20 protein-coding genes are annotated in these 15,858 nt (G+C 39.4%); 18 read left to right on the forward strand and 2 right to left on the reverse strand.

All coding sequences use genetic code 11. From position 1 onward, the window contains the following. Positions 1 to 37: 37 nt before the first annotated feature. The 10 genes from nhaC to lipA all read left to right on the forward strand — a co-directional run bounded on the left by nhaC (position 38) and on the right by lipA (position 9,637). Positions 38 to 1,462 carry a Na+/H+ antiporter NhaC gene (nhaC, locus tag A1D25_RS10505; protein ID WP_157395627.1) on the forward strand — a complete coding sequence of 475 codons (1,425 nt, stop codon included), beginning with the start codon at positions 38 to 40 and terminating at the stop codon, positions 1,460 to 1,462. A 132-nt stretch (positions 1,463 to 1,594) separates the two neighbouring features. Beyond that, on the forward strand, positions 1,595 to 1,909 hold the full coding sequence (rsfS, locus tag A1D25_RS10510; RefSeq protein WP_157395628.1) for a ribosome silencing factor: 315 nt from the start codon (positions 1,595 to 1,597) through the stop codon (positions 1,907 to 1,909). Next, positions 1,909 to 2,376: a 23S rRNA (pseudouridine(1915)-N(3))-methyltransferase RlmH gene (gene rlmH / locus A1D25_RS10515; RefSeq protein WP_157395629.1), complete on the forward strand. Its 468-nt coding sequence runs from the start codon at positions 1,909 to 1,911 to the stop codon at positions 2,374 to 2,376. The genes rsfS and rlmH overlap by 1 nt, the downstream gene beginning before the upstream one ends. Positions 2,377 to 2,389: 13 nt before the next feature. After that, entirely contained in the window at positions 2,390 to 4,342 is a 1,953-nt protein-coding gene (gene mrdA / locus A1D25_RS10520) for a penicillin-binding protein 2 (protein ID WP_157395630.1), read from the forward strand. Next, positions 4,335 to 5,453, forward strand: a complete 1,119-nt coding sequence (gene rodA, locus A1D25_RS10525) for a rod shape-determining protein RodA (protein WP_157395631.1) — start codon at positions 4,335 to 4,337, stop codon at positions 5,451 to 5,453. The genes mrdA and rodA overlap by 8 nt, the downstream gene beginning before the upstream one ends. A 53-nt stretch (positions 5,454 to 5,506) precedes the next feature. Continuing rightward, positions 5,507 to 6,283, forward strand: a complete 777-nt coding sequence (locus A1D25_RS10530; protein ID WP_157395632.1) for a septal ring lytic transglycosylase RlpA family protein — start codon at positions 5,507 to 5,509, stop codon at positions 6,281 to 6,283. 35 nt (positions 6,284 to 6,318) lie between these two features. Further along, a complete protein-coding gene (locus A1D25_RS10535) occupies positions 6,319 to 7,497 on the forward strand; it encodes a serine hydrolase (RefSeq protein WP_157395633.1) in 1,179 nt (392 codons plus the stop codon). A gap of 122 nt (positions 7,498 to 7,619) precedes the next feature. Next, positions 7,620 to 7,919, forward strand: coding sequence for a DUF493 family protein YbeD (ybeD, locus tag A1D25_RS10540; protein ID WP_157395634.1), 300 nt, complete (start codon positions 7,620 to 7,622; stop codon positions 7,917 to 7,919). 80 nt (positions 7,920 to 7,999) lie between these two features. Continuing rightward, the gene (lipB, locus tag A1D25_RS10545) at positions 8,000 to 8,665 is read left to right on the forward strand and encodes a lipoyl(octanoyl) transferase LipB (RefSeq protein ID WP_157395635.1); all 666 of its coding nucleotides are present in this window, start codon (positions 8,000 to 8,002) and stop codon (positions 8,663 to 8,665) included. A 9-nt stretch (positions 8,666 to 8,674) separates the two neighbouring features. Further along, positions 8,675 to 9,637 carry a lipoyl synthase gene (gene lipA, locus A1D25_RS10550; RefSeq protein ID WP_157395636.1) on the forward strand — a complete coding sequence of 321 codons (963 nt, stop codon included), beginning with the start codon at positions 8,675 to 8,677 and terminating at the stop codon, positions 9,635 to 9,637. A gap of 49 nt (positions 9,638 to 9,686) precedes the next feature. Here lipA and nhaA read toward each other — a convergent pair whose 3' ends face one another. Then, entirely contained in the window at positions 9,687 to 10,874 is a 1,188-nt protein-coding gene (nhaA, locus tag A1D25_RS10555) for a Na+/H+ antiporter NhaA (protein ID WP_157395637.1), read from the reverse strand. Positions 10,875 to 11,028: 154 nt separating this feature from the next. Here nhaA and A1D25_RS10560 point away from each other — a divergent pair, with 154 nt between their 5' ends. From A1D25_RS10560 to A1D25_RS10595, 8 genes are all read left to right on the forward strand, one after another. Beyond that, on the forward strand, positions 11,029 to 11,457 hold the full coding sequence (locus A1D25_RS10560; protein ID WP_157395638.1) for an EamA family transporter: 429 nt from the start codon (positions 11,029 to 11,031) through the stop codon (positions 11,455 to 11,457). A 117-nt stretch (positions 11,458 to 11,574) separates the two neighbouring features. Continuing rightward, the gene (rpmH, locus tag A1D25_RS10565; protein WP_005599701.1) at positions 11,575 to 11,709 is read left to right on the forward strand and encodes a 50S ribosomal protein L34; all 135 of its coding nucleotides are present in this window, start codon (positions 11,575 to 11,577) and stop codon (positions 11,707 to 11,709) included. A gap of 36 nt (positions 11,710 to 11,745) precedes the next feature. Continuing rightward, positions 11,746 to 12,126 carry a ribonuclease P protein component gene (gene rnpA, locus A1D25_RS10570; protein ID WP_157395639.1) on the forward strand — a complete coding sequence of 127 codons (381 nt, stop codon included), beginning with the start codon at positions 11,746 to 11,748 and terminating at the stop codon, positions 12,124 to 12,126. Next, positions 12,075 to 12,362, forward strand: a complete 288-nt coding sequence (gene yidD, locus A1D25_RS10575) for a membrane protein insertion efficiency factor YidD (RefSeq protein WP_157395640.1) — start codon at positions 12,075 to 12,077, stop codon at positions 12,360 to 12,362. The genes rnpA and yidD overlap by 52 nt, the downstream gene beginning before the upstream one ends. Before the next feature lie 222 nt (positions 12,363 to 12,584). Beyond that, positions 12,585 to 13,061, forward strand: coding sequence for an HvfX family Cu-binding RiPP maturation protein (locus A1D25_RS10580; protein WP_157395641.1), 477 nt, complete (start codon positions 12,585 to 12,587; stop codon positions 13,059 to 13,061). 29 nt (positions 13,062 to 13,090) lie between these two features. Beyond that, the gene (gene hvfA / locus A1D25_RS10585; RefSeq protein ID WP_157395642.1) at positions 13,091 to 13,423 is read left to right on the forward strand and encodes an oxazolone/thioamide-modified RiPP metallophore HvfA; all 333 of its coding nucleotides are present in this window, start codon (positions 13,091 to 13,093) and stop codon (positions 13,421 to 13,423) included. 78 nt (positions 13,424 to 13,501) lie between these two features. Next, complete coding sequence (locus tag A1D25_RS10590) at positions 13,502 to 14,395, forward strand: HvfB family MNIO-type RiPP peptide maturase (protein WP_157395643.1); 894 nt, start codon at positions 13,502 to 13,504, stop codon at positions 14,393 to 14,395. 18 nt (positions 14,396 to 14,413) lie between these two features. Further along, entirely contained in the window at positions 14,414 to 15,142 is a 729-nt protein-coding gene (locus tag A1D25_RS10595; RefSeq protein ID WP_157395644.1) for an HvfC family RiPP maturation protein, read from the forward strand. 21 nt (positions 15,143 to 15,163) lie between these two features. On the opposite strand, the gene A1D25_RS10600 is transcribed toward A1D25_RS10595, so the two are convergent. Further along, complete coding sequence (locus A1D25_RS10600) at positions 15,164 to 15,772, reverse strand: YigZ family protein (RefSeq protein ID WP_157395645.1); 609 nt, start codon at positions 15,770 to 15,772, stop codon at positions 15,164 to 15,166. Positions 15,773 to 15,858: the final 86 nt, after the last annotated feature.

A 15,858-nucleotide genomic window follows, 5' to 3' on the forward strand; every position in this document is an offset into this window, starting at 1 on the left:
AAAATTAAAAAATCTGACCGCTTCCCAAGGAGGAAATATGGCAAACACAACAGAACAACAAAACATTCGGATCCCGTTTTTTTATGCCTTTTTGCCTGTATTGGTAATGGTATCGGTAATGGCGGTTGCGATTATCAAATTTGAAGCATCGCCACATATTCCGCTGTTAATTGGGGCTATTACCGCCAGTATCATTGCTCTTGCCTTTGGTTATCGTTGGGATACTATCGAAAAAGGGATCTATCGTGGCATCAAAATGGCACTGCCTGCGATAGTGATCATTATTATGATCGGCTTAACCATTGGGGCTTGGCTTGGTGGCGGTATTGTTGCAACAATGATCTACTATGGTTTAAAACTGATCTCTCCTTCGCTGTTTTTATTTACCATCTGTATTATCTGTGCGATTGTTACTTTAGCTATTGGGAGTTCTTGGTCCACAATGGGAACGATTGGTGTGGCAGCAATGGGAATTGGATTAAGCATTGGCATTCCTGCACCAATGGTGGCAGGTGCGGTGATTTCAGGAGCGTATTTCGGCGATAAAATGTCACCGCTTTCTGATACGACCAACCTTGCCGCAGGTATCACAAATACCCCTCTCTTTGACCATATCCGCCATATGCTTGTAACCACCGTACCTGCTTTCTTGATTGCATTAGCGGTTTATTTCTATCTAGGTTTACAATTTAGTGCAGAGAACTTGGATTTAGCCAAAATCACTGATGTAATGCAAGCAATGGAAAAACATTTTGTGATTTCGCCTTGGTTATTATTAGTGCCTTTGATGGTTGTAGTATTAGTGGCGAAGAAAGTCCCTGCATTACCTGCACTTACTGCAGGCATTCTGCTTGGCTGGTTATGTCATATCTTTGTTCAAGGTGGTGAAGTCGGCGTTGCGGTTAAGACTTTGCACGATGGGTTCAAAATTGAGAGTGGTCACGAGATGATCGACACGCTTTTTAATCGTGGTGGTATTGAATCTATGATGTACACCATTTCATTAACCATTGTAGCAATGACATTCGGTGGGATTGCGGAACAGACGGGAATGCTACGTTCCGTTGTTGAAACGATTTTGAATTTTGCTAAAAAGGCATCGAGTGTCATTATTGCGACCATCGTTTCTGCAATAGTTACTAACGTAACAACGTCAGAGCAATATATTTCAATTTTATTACCTGGTCGTATGTATGTAAAAGCCTACCAAGATAAAGGCTTGAGTTCAAAAAATCTCTCTCGAGCTTTAGAAGATGGAGGTACGGTTACATCGGTATTAGTCCCTTGGAATACTTGTGGTGTTTATGCGTTCTCAATGTTACAAGTCAGTGCTTTTGAATATGCTCCGTATGCGGTAATGAACTATATGATCCCAATTATTGCGGTGATTCTTGCTAGCTTAAATATTCGTATTGAATACCTAACGCCAGAAGAAAAAGCCGCTTTAGCGGATAAAGCCTAGCCTGCGATTAGACTAAAAGCGGTGCGATTTGTTAAATTTTTTGCAAATCGTACCGCTTTGTCTTATTGATAGACTAACCTAGCTATTTTTTATGCTATAATCCGCCCCTTTTTATTATTGAATAAATTATATATGGAACAAAATCTCGTTAATTTCCTCACTCATACACTAGAAGGCTTAAAAGCAGAAGACATCCAAGCCATTGATGTGAAAGGAAAATCATCAATTACTGACACAATGATTTTATGTACTGGTACATCAAGCCGTCACGTCGCATCAACGGCAGATAACTTAATTGCTGAAAGTAAAAAAGCTGGCTTAGATGTCTTTGCTCACGAAGGCAAAGCAGTAGCAGATTGGATTGTGATCGATTTCGGACAAGCGATTGTCCATATTTTGCAACGTGAAAGTCGCGAAATGTATCAATTAGAAAAACTCTGGGCATAATGAAAATCCAATTAATTGCAGTCGGAACAAAAATGCCTGATTGGGTGACAAAAGGCTTTGAGGAATATCAACGCCGTTTCCCAAAAGATTTCCCTTTTGAGCTGATCGAAATTCCTGCGGGTAAGCGGGGAAAAAACGCAGATATAAAGCGTATCCTAGAGCAAGAAGGCAAAGCAATGCTAGCGGCAGCTGGGCGAAATCGAGTGGTAACACTTGATATTCCAGGGAAACCTTGGACGACAGAGCAACTCGCTCAACAATTTGAAGCGTGGAAAAATGATGGGCGTGATGTCTGCTTATTGATTGGTGGCCCTGAAGGGCTTTCCCCTGAATGTAAAGCGGCGGCTGAACAGAGTTGGTCTCTTTCGCCTTTAACCTTACCACATCCATTGGTAAGAATTGTTGTTGCAGAGAGTTTATACCGAGCGTGGTCTTTAACGGCAAACCACCCTTATCATCGAGAGTAGTACGAGAATATAGATGTTTGGTAAATTAAGTAAATTCAGCTCACCAAAACAGCGAGAGAAAATTCGTAACGGACAAGCAGAGAAAAATCTGTTTGTCCGTCGTGCTTTGATCGCATTTTTAGGTGTATTGGGTTTAACAGGCGTATTGCTAACTAATTTATATCATTTACAAGTGCGTGATTATGACACTTACCAAACTCGTTCAAATGGCAACCGCATTAAATTATTGCCTATTCCACCTGTTAGAGGTTTGATTTATGACCGAAACGGCAAAGTATTGGCAGAAAATCTGACATTCTTTGGGCTATATATCGTGCCTGAGAAAGTGAATAACTTGGACGAAACCCTTATCGAACTTAAAACGATTGTCGGTTTAACCGATGAGGATATTGAGAATTTTCGTAAAGAGCGTGCAAGATCTTCCCGCTATACTCCAATATTACTTAAACCTAATTTAACCGAAGAACAAATTGCTCGTTTTTCAGTAAATCAATATCGCTTTCCAAGCCTTGACGTACAACCTTACTTTAAACGAACTTACCCTTATGGTGATGTGCTTACACATATCCTAGGCTATGTCGCTAAAATCAACGATAAAGACAAGCAACGTTTACAAGACGAAGGGAAATTCGGTAACTATGCGGGTTCTCACGATATTGGTAAATTGGGGATTGAAAAGTTTTATGAAGAACAGCTACACGGGCAAACAGGTTTTGAAGAAGTTGAAATCAATAACCGTGGCAAAGTTATCCGCAAATTGCGTGATCAACCTGCAGTGGCAGGTAGCAGTATTCGTCTAACGCTTGATGTGGAATTGCAACAATATGTTTCATCGTTAATCGGTAATGAGAAAGGAGCGATTGTGGTGCTCGATCCGAAAGATAGCAGTATCTTAGCGATGGTAACGAACCCAAGTTATGATAACAATCTCTTTGTTGATGGTATTTCAGGCAGAGATTATAAGAAGTTATTAGATGATGAGGATCGCCCACTTTACAGCCGAGCAACACAAGGCACTTATCCCCCTGCATCAACCATCAAACCATTTATGGCAGTTGCAGGGCTAACCGAAAATAAAATTACCGCAGGCAGTACAGTATTTGACCCAGGTTATTGGATTTTACCTGGCACAACGCAACGTTTTCGTGACTGGAAGCGAAGTGGACACGGTAGAACAGATATAAATAAAGCCATTGTAGAATCCTCGGATACTTACTTTTATCAGCTCGCCTATGATATGGGAATTGATAAAATGTCAGATTGGATGAAACGCTTTGGTTTTGGAGTAAAAACTGGCATTGATTTGGCGGAAGAGTCCACGGGCATTATGCCAAGTAGAGAGTGGAAACAGAAACGCTATAAAAAACAGCCTTGGCTAGCCGCAGATACCATCAATGCTGGAATTGGTCAGGGCTATTGGATTTCCACCCCATTGCAACTTGCTAAAGCAACGGCGGTCTTAATCAACAATGGTAAAGTGAATACGCCCCATTTAATGATGGAAGTGATGTCACGAGAAAATATGCCTTACCAAGATCCACTTTTATACGATGATATTAAAGATGTTCCGCCACGTTTTTGGCAAATTGCTAAATTGGGTATGTATAACGTGTTACACGCAAGTAACGGGACGGGACGGAAAGCATTTGCTGGTGTGCCGTATCGAGCAGCAGGAAAAACAGGAACTGCACAAGTTAAAAGTTTAAAAGGTAAGGATTACGATAAAAATGCAATCGCTAAAAAATATCACGATCACGCATGGTTTATTGGTTATGCACCTTATGAAAATCCGAAAATGGTTGTTTCGATTATTTTAGAAAATGCTGGTGGCGGTGGTAGTACAGCAGCCCCAATGGCACGAAAAATTATGGACTATATGCTACTACGTTCCAATGCCGCAAATACGGAATTGCAAAAAAATGAGCAAAACTCACCGCTTAACCTAGACGGAATAAATAATGAATAAGTTCTTACGTTCTTGCAAAAAATTATTAGCGTTTGATATTTTTCTTCTTGTTGGCTTATTAGCTATTACTGGCTACGGCTTATTGGTTCTGTATAGTGCGAGTGGCGGTAGTGAGAGAATGTTTTTTAATCGTGTCGTTCAGGTCTCTCTCGGAATGGGGTTAATGGTTGTTATGGCACTCTTTCCACCTCGTTTTTATGAGCGAGTTTCACCTTATTTATATGCGGTCTGTATTGTTTTACTGATTTTGGTTGATGTTGCAGGGGAAACCAGTAAAGGAGCACAACGCTGGTTAAATTTAGGTTTTGTCCGTTTTCAGCCTTCGGAAATTGCTAAATTATCCGTTCCGTTAATGGTCGCAACTTACTTGGGCAATCGCTCACTGCCACCTAATTTTAGAGACACTTTTATTGCTCTAGGGTTAATTATTGTGCCAACGATCTTAGTAGCTCTTCAACCAGATTTGGGAACTTCTATTCTCGTTTGTGCCGCAGGAGTATTTGTGTTGTTTCTTGCAGGGTTAAGTTGGAAACTCATTGGTGCTGGTGTTGTCTTTCTTGCTGGGTTTATTCCGATTATGTGGTTCTACTTAATGCACGACTACCAGAAAACCCGAGTAATGACATTGATTGACCCAGAGAAAGACCCTTTAGGAGCAGGCTACCATATTATTCAGTCCAAAATTGCGATTGGTTCTGGTGGGTTAGAAGGAAAAGGTTGGATGGCAGGGACACAATCTCAACTTGAGTTTTTGCCTGAACCACACACCGATTTTATTTTTGCTGTATTAAGTGAAGAGCACGGAATGATTGGCGTGCTGATTTTGTTAGCCATTTATCTCTTTATTATTGCAAGGGGGCTAATGATCGGTGCTAAATCAAGTTCTGCATTTGGACGAATTTTGTCTGGTGGTACTGCATTACTTTTTTTCGTTTACGTTTTTGTAAACATTGGAATGGTAAGTGGAATTTTGCCTGTTGTGGGTGTTCCATTACCACTATTTAGTTATGGCGGAACATCTTACGTTACACTAATGGCTGCGTTTGGGTTAATGATGTCGCTTTATGTACATCGTGAACGTAAAGATACTAACCCTTATAACATACGTTAATAATTATTTAATATATTTGCTTTCTTGCTGTTTTGGAAAGCAAGGGAGAAATTATGCATTTAAGCAAAATAGGTAAATTATTCCTAACAATTACATTATTTTTTGTTTCTTCTTACGGCTTTTCTGCACCAAAGAAAGAAAAAACTAAAGCAATAAAAAAAGAGAAGACTACGTTAGTTAGTAGTGGCATAAAACATAGTAAAGCAAAGGCTCTGACTGCGAAAGCAAAAAAGAAGTCCGTTAAATCGCCGACAAAGAGTGCGAAATCCATAGCCAAAAGCACCAAAAACGAAACTAAAAAACGTTATGGCGTAAAAGGGGCAAATCTAACATATATGAAAGTGAGTAATAAAAAGCTCACTTATCGTGAAAAAGGGAAGAACCACACAACTATCAATAAAGAAGCATCACGCCAATACGGTCAAGTAGGTACGGCTAGTTATTATGGCGGAATGTTCCACGGTAGAAAAACCGCAAGTGGTGAAATTTATAATAAAAATGGTTTTACGGCGGCTCATAAAACATTGGCACTAGGCTCTTATGCGTTAGTAACTAATTTGCGTAATGGACGTAAAGTGATTGTTCGCATCAATGATCGTGGTCCATTTAGCCACAGTCGTGTAATTGATCTCTCAGTAGGTGCGGCTCGTGAAATCGGAATGATACACTCGGGCGTTGCTAAGGTGCGTATTGAAGCGTTGCAAGTCGATAAACAAGGCTACATTTCAGGTAAGGGGGCTCAAGCCTTGTTACAATTAGCCCAAAAAGAGGGGTTACCTTTGAAGATCAAAGGTGAAGGGGATACTTTAGCTATAAAAGCTCAAGAGTAAGTTTTAAAAGTTAATCCAAAGAATGGAAGCAAACTATGTTAAAAAGTAAATTTCTAAAATCAGTCAGTTTATGTGCGGTAGCTTTTTCTAGTATCGCTTATGCTAATAGCGATGTGGATTATGGTATTTCATCTCCACAAATCAATGCTCAAACCTACATTTTGATGGACTATAATTCAGGTGCGGTATTGGCAAGTTTAAACCCAGACCAACGTCAATACCCAGCTAGTCTAACTAAAATGATGACCAGTTATGTTATTGGTGAAGCCTTGAAAACAGGGAAAATCAAAAATAGTGATTTAGTTACCGTTACGGAAAGTTCTTGGGGACAAAAATTCCCAGGCTCTTCAAAAATGTTCTTAAATTTAAATCAGCAAGTTTCTGTTGATGATTTAAATCGCGGTATTATTGTGGTATCAGGTAATGATGCTTGTGTGGCGATTGCTGAGCATTTATCTGGCTCACAACAAGCCTTTATTGATACGATGAATAAATATGTACAGCAATTTGGATTAAAAAACACCCATTTTGCGACCGTCCACGGTTTAGATGACCCAAATCAATATTCATCGGCTCGTGATATGGCAATTATTGGGGCTCACTTAATTCGTGATCTACCCGAAGAGTATAAAATTTACGCTGAAAAAGAGTTTACCTTCAATAAAATCAAACAACCAAACCGTAACGGCTTGTTGTGGGATAAAACAATGAATGTAGATGGAATGAAAACAGGGCATACAGATAAAGCTGGCTATAATCTTGTTGCATCTGCTTACAATAGCAATACCCGTTTGATTTCAGTGGTAATGGGCGTAGAAAGTATTAAAGGACGTGAAATTGAGAGCAAAAAGCTCTTACAATGGGGCTTTGCGAATTTTGAAACCGTTAAGCCATTAGCCGCAGGCCAGACTGTTTCAGAACAGAGCGTATATTATGGTGATTTAAATAAAATTCAGTTAGGAACTTTACAAGATAGCTATATCACTGTGCCAAAAGGTAAAACAGGGGAATTAAAGGCTCGTTATGTGTTGGAGAAGAAAACCCTTGAAGCACCATTAGCGAAAGGTCAAGTGGTTGGGAAAGTGGTATATCAGTTAAATGATAAGGATATTGCGTCAATTGATTTACAAGTGATGCAAGATGTTGCCGAAGCTGGCTTTATTGGCAAAGCGTGGGACTGGGTTGTATTAACAATCAAAGGGTTATTTAACTAATTCCTAGTCAATTATTCCCCCTTGTAATTTTAGAAATTATCCCAATCTTAGCTCGCAAGCGGTGAGATCTTGTAAAAAATTGCAAAATCCCACCGCTTGTATATTTCAATAAGGAACAAAAAATGACAGAAAATAAAACTCTAAATTTATCCGACTTACCACAAGCAAAATTAAAAGACTTACTTGAATTCCCTTGCTCATTCACTTTCAAAGTAGTTGGTGCGAAGCGAGATGGATTAGTTGATGATGTGGTTAGCGAAGTACAGAAAGTGGTAAAAGGGGATTACAACCCAACATTAAAAGAGAGTGGTAAAGGAACTTATCATTCTGTATCAATTACTATTCAAGCAGAGAATATTGAACAGGTTGAAACACTTTATACTGATCTTGCCAAAATTGAAGGCGTGAGAATGGTACTATAATCTTCGCAAGCGGTGAGTTTTAGCAAAAAATTTGCAGAAAACCACCGCTTACTTTCTTCATCACTAAAGAGCGATATACAATGGCAACGACATCTACTCTTATTATTCGTCAGCTTGGTATCCGAGATTACCAAGAAACTTGGCAACAAATGCAACAGTTTACGGATAATCGTACTGAAGATACGCCTGATGAAATTTGGTTAGTTCAACATCCTTCAGTATTTACACAGGGTTCTGCAGGCAAACCTGAGCATTTGCTCAATCCAACTCATATTCCTGTGGTGCAATCGGATCGCGGTGGACAAATTACTTACCACGGTATCGGTCAGCAAATTATGTATGTATTGATTGATATTAAACGCCATAAAGCCAATGGCAATGATTTAAGTGTGCGAGATTTAGTATCAGCCTTGGAACAATCGGTAGTTAAAACCTTAGCTGATTATCATATCGAGGCTTATCCAAAGCCTGATGCTCCAGGTGTATATATTGATGGACGAAAAATTTGCTCACTTGGGTTGCGTATTCGTAAAGGTTGCTCATTTCACGGGTTGGCATTAAACATTAAAATGGATTTAACCCCTTTCCGCCAAATTAACCCTTGTGGCTATGCAGGGCTAGAAATGTGCCAACTGGCTGATTTTGTAAGTGAAGATGAAGCTAATTGTGAGAAAGTTTCGGCAAAATTGGTCAATTACTTTCGTGAAATTCTCGGGTATAATACTCAACAAGTTATTAACAAATAGGAATTATCGATGGGTACACCCTTTAAAATGGAACGTGGCGTAAAATATAGAGATGCCGCTAAAACGTCTATTATTCCCGTAAAAAATATCGATCCAGACCAAGAGCTACTCAAAAAGCCAGAGTGGATGAAAATTAAGTTGCCAGCTAATTCGGCAAAAATTGAAAGTATCAAAAATGGAATGCGTCGTCACGGTTTACATTCAGTTTGTGAAGAAGCATCTTGCCCAAACTTACACGAATGTTTTAACCACGGTACAGCCACCTTTATGATTATGGGGGCAATTTGTACACGTCGTTGCCCATTCTGTGACGTTGCACACGGTAAACCATTGCCATTAGATCAAGATGAACCACGCAAATTAGCTGAAACAATTCAAGATATGCGTTTGAAATATGTGGTAATCACATCAGTGGATCGTGATGATTTACCCGATCGTGGAGCAGGGCATTTTGCCGCTTGTGTGCGTGAGATTCGTGCAATTAACCCAGGGATTAAAATTGAAATTCTTGTGCCAGATTTCCGTGGGCGTATTGAGCAAGCCATTGAAATTCTGAAAGAAAATCCGCCTGATGTATTCAACCATAACCTTGAGAATGTGCCACGTTTATATCGTGAAATTCGTCCAGGAGCTGATTATGAATGGTCGCTTAAATTACTCAAGGAGTTTAAAGCTGTCTTCCCTGATATCCCAACTAAATCGGGTATTATGGTTGGCTTAGGCGAAACGAATGAAGAAATTCTGGAAGTAATGCAAGATCTGCGTTCACACGGGGTAACAATGCTGACACTTGGGCAGTATTTACAGCCAAGTCGCCACCATTTACCTGTGGCTCGTTATGTTCACCCAACAGAATTTGATATGTTCCGTGAAAAAGCAGAACAAATGGGCTTTGAACACGCAGCGTGTGGGCCTTTCGTTCGCTCTTCTTATCACGCTGATTTACAAGCAAGCGGTGGGTTAGTGAAATAACTTTGGTGTAATGGACAAAAATCCCACATTTTTGTCCATTACACCTAAATTATGCAGCTTTGGCTGATTTTACAGGCTTAGTAAAGCGTTTTAGTAACACATAACCTAGTATTGCAGACACTGATGAGCCGATTAAAATACCTAAGCGAGCTAAAGACATAAATTTACCATCAGCTTCTTCACCACCAAATGCTAACCCTGCAAGGAACATCGACATTGTAAAACCGATACCACAGAGAACAGCAATCGCAAAAATCTGTTTTAAATTTACATCATCAGATAATTTTGCAATACCTAATTTAACCGCTAAATAGCTAAAACTAAATACGCCTAAGGTTTTTCCTACAATAAGCCCCAATGCAACCCCTAAGGTTAGGGTTGATGTTAAGCTGTGTAGCCCCATTCCCGATAAAGAAACCCCTGCATTTGAGAATGCGAAAAGTGGCAAAATCACAAAAGAACACCAAGGAGCAAGAATATGTTCTAGATCCATTAACGGTTGCTCGCCCTTTTTCCCTTTTAATGGAATACAGAAACCAATGATAACGCCTGCAAGGGTGGCGTGTACCCCTGATTTTAATACTGATGCCCACAAGATAATCCCAACCACTAAATAGGCACATAAAGCGGTTACTTTTAAGCGATTCATTGCAATTAATATAGCAATAGCAATAGCTGCGGAGACTAATGCTGTCGTACTTAACTCGTGAGAAAAGAAAATTGCAATTACCACAATCGCACCAAGGTCATCAATAATAGCAAGTGCCAATAAGAATATTTTTAGCCCAAAAGGCACTCGTTTTCCGAGTAGAGCAAGTACGCCCACAGCAAAGGCAATATCTGTCGCCATTGGAATTGCCCAGCCTGATTGGTGTTCTGGGTAAGATAAATTAAATAAGGCATAGATAAGTGCTGGCACAACCATTCCGCCAACAGCTCCAATTGCAGGGAAAATGGCTTTCTGGTAGCTAGAAAGTGCCCCGACAAGCATTTCTCGTTTCACTTCTAAGCCAACAAGAATAAAAAATACCGCCATAAAACCATCATTGACCCACATTAGTAAGGGTTTATGAATGCTAAATAAACCAATTTGAATACTCACAGGCATTTCAAGAAAGTCAAAATAAAGTTCTCTTAATGGTGAATTGGCAAAAATCATCGCAAAGGTTGCAAAAATCAATAATAAAATGCCCCCTGCCGACTCCATTTTCAGAAATTGCTTAATCTGCTGAATCATATTTCCCCCTAAAATAAAATCACATCCAATGAGAATAATCTTTTAACAAAATAGCCCTAAGAAATCAAGGGTAAATCAATTGCAAAAAATATGCTGAATTTAACCGCTTGCTGATACAATAACGGCTTCAATTTAAGGTTAAAAAGGGAATGTTATGTCACAAGAATGGTTCTATTGGGCATTAGCTTCAGCAATTTTTGCTTCGCTTACTGCGATTTTTGCGAAAGTCGGTTTACAGGGAATTGATTCTGATTTTGCTACTTTCATTCGCACCATTGTGATTTTAATCGCTCTCTGTGCTTTCCTTACTTATAGCGGAAAATGGCAACCTTTTGGGCAATTGACTAGCAAAAATTGGACATTTTTAATGCTATCAGGCTTGGCAACAGGGGCATCTTGGGTCGCTTATTTTAAAGCTTTGCAACTAGGCTCAGCATCACAAGTAGCCCCTATTGATAAATTGAGTATCTTATTTGTTACGCTATTTGCGGTACTCTTTTTAGGAGAAAGACCAACAGGGCAAGAATGGACAGGAATTGGTTTAATCGTACTTGGTGTACTATTTTTAGCAATTAAACGCTAACTAACGGATGAATTACCTTGATCTTTACTTTCTTTATCGGTAGAATTCGCACTCTATTTTTCGTAATCCTTATTTGGCATATAGCCAATATTATTTAATTTATTAGGTAGATAGCAAATGAAGCGTACATTTCAACCATCAGTATTAAAACGTGCTCGTACTCACGGTTTCCGTGCTCGTATGGCAACTAAAAACGGTCGTCAAGTATTAGCACGTCGTCGTGCTAAAGGTCGTAAGAGCTTATCTGCGTAATAGCAGTAAGCATAAGCCCAAACACTTAGTTTAAAAATGGCTAGTGTGAAGCTAACATTTTCTCGGGAGCTACGTCTGTTAGCTCCCGTTCAATTTAAAGCTGTTTTTGAACAGCCTTTTCGTGCAAGCACTCCACAATTAACTCTTCTTGCAAGAGAAAACTCCCTTGAAAACCCACGCTTAGGTTTAACTGTTGCCAAAAAACATTTAAAACGAGCCCACGATCGCAATCGAATTAAACGTATTGTGCGAGAAAGTTTTCGCCTAAAACAGCAACAGCTACCTTGTTATGATTTTGTTTTTGTCGCTAAAGCAGGCATTGGCAAATTAAGTAACACAGAATTATTCGAGATTTTGGAAAAACTATGGCAACGCCACATTCGTCTCGCCCAACAAACCAAACAAAACCAAGCTTAATTGCTTATGTATTGCTTGGATTGGTACATTTTTATCGTTACGTTATTAGCCCATTGCTAGGCCCCCGTTGCCGATTTTACCCTACTTGCTCACAATATGCGTTAGATGCAATTCGTATTCACGGTGCAATAAAAGGCAGTTGGCTTACCGCAAAACGCCTTAGCCGTTGCCATCCATTAAGTGAAGGGGGTGATGATCCTGTTCCCCCAAAATGTCATTGTGATAAAAAGTCTTAATCCATCGTAACTACAATAGACACAAGCCCCTTGATGCACAAATATCCTTATTAACCGACTTATTACTCATTTCCTTTCTCGACTCTTTTTAATCATAACTCATTGATGAATAATGATATTTTGTTTTCTTTATAACTTATTCCAAAAAAATCTTGAAATTTTTGTAAGAACCTAGAAAGCACTCCGTCTAATTTTGCAAAGAATAAATAAAAGGAGACAACAATGCTAACAAAAGCAACACCGACAGCGTGTCAGGTTAAATGCTTGTCAGCAACAGGATTAGGTTTATTAGGGCTCCGCCTATTTTTAGCCTATGAATTTTTAGAAGCTGGCATTGAAAAATGGAATGGAGAAAATTGGTTTGGCTCAATTCAAGATCAGTTTCCATTTCCGTTTCATCTTTTACCTGCTGATTTTAACTGGGTGGTTGCAATGGGAAGTGAATTACTCTTTCCTGTATTGCTTGCATTCGGTTTATTCACACGATTTAGTGCATTAAGTTTAGCTGTTTTAACGTTGGTTGCTTGGTATGCGGTTCACGCAGGGCTAGGGTATAACGTATGTAATAGCGGTTTTAAAATGCCACTGATTTACTTGATAACGCTATTACCGCTCTTAATGCAGGGAGCAGGGTTCTTTTCTGTGGATTATTTCTTACAGAAAAAACATTCAACTTATAACTGGTTGAAATTTCTTTAATTTTATAAAAAAACTAATAGGAGCTTAAAATGAAAAAAGTAACAACATTAACCGCATTAGCAGGTGCATTAGCAATGGCAGTTTCAGCTCAAGTGAGTGCAGAAACCAAGTCAATGGACAAAATGGCTACTGATAATTGTATGGAAATGAAAGATGGCAAATGCGTAAAAATGAAAGCCGCAGAAGGTAAATGTGGTGAAGGCAAATGTGGTGGCAATGATATGAAAGCTGACCCGAAAATGAAAGCGGCTGAAGGTAAATGCGGTGAAGGCAAATGTGGTGGACACGATAAAAAAGCTGATCCAAAAATGAAAGCGGCTGAAGGTAAATGCGGCGAAGGTAAATGTGGTGGTTCAAAGTAAACCATAACGCTACACAATAAGCGGGTAGATTTGTTATTTTTTCTGCAAATCAACCCGCTTAATTAACAGGAGAAAATAATGTTAGTTGGAGCAGGTTTAGGTTATCGACGTGATTTAGCGGAAGATTTTTTAAAGCTACCCGATAACCGTACAATTCAGTTTATGGAAGTTGCCCCTGAGAATTGGCTAAAAATGGGCGGATTAGCACGTTATCAATTTGACCAAGTTGCAGAACGAATCCCCCTTGCTGTTCACGGCTTATCTTTGTCTTTAGGTGGACAAGCCCCTTTAGACCGAGAGCTATTGCAAGGAATCAAAACCTTAATGACGCAATACAACGCACATTTTTTCTCCGAGCATTTAAGCTATTGTGAATGTGAAGGGCATTTGTACGATTTATTGCCGATGCCATTTACTGATGAAGCGGTAAAGCATACAGCCCAACGCATTCGTGATGTACAAGATTTTTTAGGCTGTCGCATCTCGCTAGAAAATACGTCCTACTATTTACATTCACCAACTAGCACAATGAATGAAGTGGAATTTTTAAATGCAATTGCTCAGGAAGCTGATTGTGGCATTCACTTAGATGTCAATAACATTTATGTAAATGGCGTTAATCACAATTTGCTCGATCCTTATCTGTTTATTGATAATGTCGATGTGAGCCGAGTAAATTACATTCATATTGCAGGACACGATGAAGATCATTCGGCAACCACGCCTATCAATGAAAGTGGCGAATCGTTTAATAAAGTCAAAGGAGAATTTCGCCATCTACCCGAATTATTGATCGATACTCACGGTGAAGCGGTAAAAGGAACGGTTTGGGATCTGCTGGATTATACTTATCAGCGTTTACCGCATATTCCGCCAACATTATTGGAACGTGATTTTAATTTTCCACCCTTTTCAGAATTATGTGCTGAAGTACAGCATATCGCCACATTACAGAAAAAATATGCAAAATAACGAAAAAGGGGAAAGCGAATGAACACAAAAAATATCACAAATAGCCATAATCAACTTGTTGAAACTCAACAAGCCCTTGCCAATGCCATTCGGCAAGGTATATCGGCAGAGCATTCGTACGATCCCACTCGTTTAGCTGTTTACGCTCGTTTAGTCAGAAATAATACCTTAGGGTTTATCGATCGTTGCTATGTAGAAGTGCCGAAGCATCTTGAAAGTTCACAATGGGCAGAAAGCAAAGAAACCTTTATTCGAGAAGGGAAAGCCCATTCGCCTTATTTCCAAGATATCGCAGGGGAATTTCTCATTTTTTGCCAACAACGAGAGTTATTTACGCCCGCCATTCTTGAGCTAATGGATTTTGAATATACACAGCTATTGGCTGAAGTGTCTCAAGAAAATGTACCGTCATCATTTGAGTGGGACGAACAAACAGAAATGAAATTATCAGGTTGTGCTTTTTTACGCAGTTATGAGAGCGATTTTATTAGCTCACAATTTGCTGAATTGGCATCTCAAGCTACTCAACTGATTGTGTGGCGAGACAGTGAATTTGGTGTTTATTTTCAAACGTTAAACCAACTGGATTTCTGGTTACTCACTTATTTGAGCGAGCAAAGTGCATCATTAGCAAATATTTTGCAAGAGCTTGAAACACTAACCGCAAATAGTGCCGAATTAAAACCGCTCTTACAACAAACTTGGATGACTTGGATTGCGAGAGAGGCGGTTATTCCAAGCAATTAAACTTGTAAAAAAATTCCACTATCAAACCGCTTTTACAAGTGCTAGCTTGCCTGCAAACCGTTGGGTTAAAAGCATTTGAAAGGTTTCAACTTGTGTTGGATTGATAGCGAGCGTTAGCTCAATTTTATCGCTGAATTGTTGTTCTTCAATAACAATGTCCCACTCATCAATGAGATGTTGCAAGCTGTTAAATTGATCATATTCGCATTGTAAGCGGTAAGATTGGCGTAAAACTTTGCGGAATTTTTCCACTTGCAGTAGAGCTTGTTGCACGCCGTTGCCATAGGCTTTTACTAGCCCACCAGTGCCGAGCAAAATCCCGCCATAGTAACGAACGACTACCGCACTGATTTCCCCCAAACCACTTCCAATCAGATAACTGAGCATTGGCTTACCTGCTGTGCCTGATGGTTCACCATCGTCAGAAAAGCCATATTGTTGTGAGTCGTTGGGCGAACCTGCAACACAAGCCCAACAGTGATGACGAGCTTGTGGATGTTGCTGTTTAATCTCCGTCCAAAAGGCTTTTGCTTGTTCTAAACCTTCCGTATGGCGTAGGTAAGTGATAAATTGGCTTTTTTTGATCTCTTCTTCAAAGATAATTTCTGCCTTGGGGATAAAATATTCCATTTTCTGTTTTCGTAAAAAATTTGTAACAAAATTGTGATTTTCTTCATATTTAATGAAGAAATCGTTTGCGTATCATTTAAAAGTCT

The sequence above is a fragment of the Ursidibacter arcticus genome (assembly GCF_009761375.1).
Lineage (GTDB): Bacteria > Pseudomonadota > Gammaproteobacteria > Enterobacterales > Pasteurellaceae > Ursidibacter > Ursidibacter arcticus.

Coding starts and splice junctions, on each gene's coding strand:
- A1D25_RS10595 (WP_157395644.1), top strand. CDS start 14,414: ATGAACACAAAAAATATCACAAATAGCCATAATCAACTTGTTGAAACT.
- A1D25_RS10530 (WP_157395632.1), top strand. CDS start 5,507: ATGCATTTAAGCAAAATAGGTAAATTATTCCTAACAATTACATTATTT.
- A1D25_RS10600 (WP_157395645.1), bottom strand. CDS start 15,772: ATGGAATATTTTATCCCCAAGGCAGAAATTATCTTTGAAGAAGAGATC.
- rpmH (WP_005599701.1), top strand. CDS start 11,575: ATGAAGCGTACATTTCAACCATCAGTATTAAAACGTGCTCGTACTCAC.
- A1D25_RS10560 (WP_157395638.1), top strand. CDS start 11,029: ATGTCACAAGAATGGTTCTATTGGGCATTAGCTTCAGCAATTTTTGCT.
- A1D25_RS10535 (WP_157395633.1), top strand. CDS start 6,319: ATGTTAAAAAGTAAATTTCTAAAATCAGTCAGTTTATGTGCGGTAGCT.
- nhaC (WP_157395627.1), top strand. CDS start 38: ATGGCAAACACAACAGAACAACAAAACATTCGGATCCCGTTTTTTTAT.
- mrdA (WP_157395630.1), top strand. CDS start 2,390: ATGTTTGGTAAATTAAGTAAATTCAGCTCACCAAAACAGCGAGAGAAA.
- lipB (WP_157395635.1), top strand. CDS start 8,000: ATGGCAACGACATCTACTCTTATTATTCGTCAGCTTGGTATCCGAGAT.
- rodA (WP_157395631.1), top strand. CDS start 4,335: ATGAATAAGTTCTTACGTTCTTGCAAAAAATTATTAGCGTTTGATATT.
- rlmH (WP_157395629.1), top strand. CDS start 1,909: ATGAAAATCCAATTAATTGCAGTCGGAACAAAAATGCCTGATTGGGTG.
- ybeD (WP_157395634.1), top strand. CDS start 7,620: ATGACAGAAAATAAAACTCTAAATTTATCCGACTTACCACAAGCAAAA.
- nhaA (WP_157395637.1), bottom strand. CDS start 10,874: ATGATTCAGCAGATTAAGCAATTTCTGAAAATGGAGTCGGCAGGGGGC.
- rsfS (WP_157395628.1), top strand. CDS start 1,595: ATGGAACAAAATCTCGTTAATTTCCTCACTCATACACTAGAAGGCTTA.
- hvfA (WP_157395642.1), top strand. CDS start 13,091: ATGAAAAAAGTAACAACATTAACCGCATTAGCAGGTGCATTAGCAATG.
- rnpA (WP_157395639.1), top strand. CDS start 11,746: ATGGCTAGTGTGAAGCTAACATTTTCTCGGGAGCTACGTCTGTTAGCT.
- A1D25_RS10590 (WP_157395643.1), top strand. CDS start 13,502: ATGTTAGTTGGAGCAGGTTTAGGTTATCGACGTGATTTAGCGGAAGAT.
- A1D25_RS10580 (WP_157395641.1), top strand. CDS start 12,585: ATGCTAACAAAAGCAACACCGACAGCGTGTCAGGTTAAATGCTTGTCA.
- yidD (WP_157395640.1), top strand. CDS start 12,075: ATGGCAACGCCACATTCGTCTCGCCCAACAAACCAAACAAAACCAAGC.
- lipA (WP_157395636.1), top strand. CDS start 8,675: ATGGGTACACCCTTTAAAATGGAACGTGGCGTAAAATATAGAGATGCC.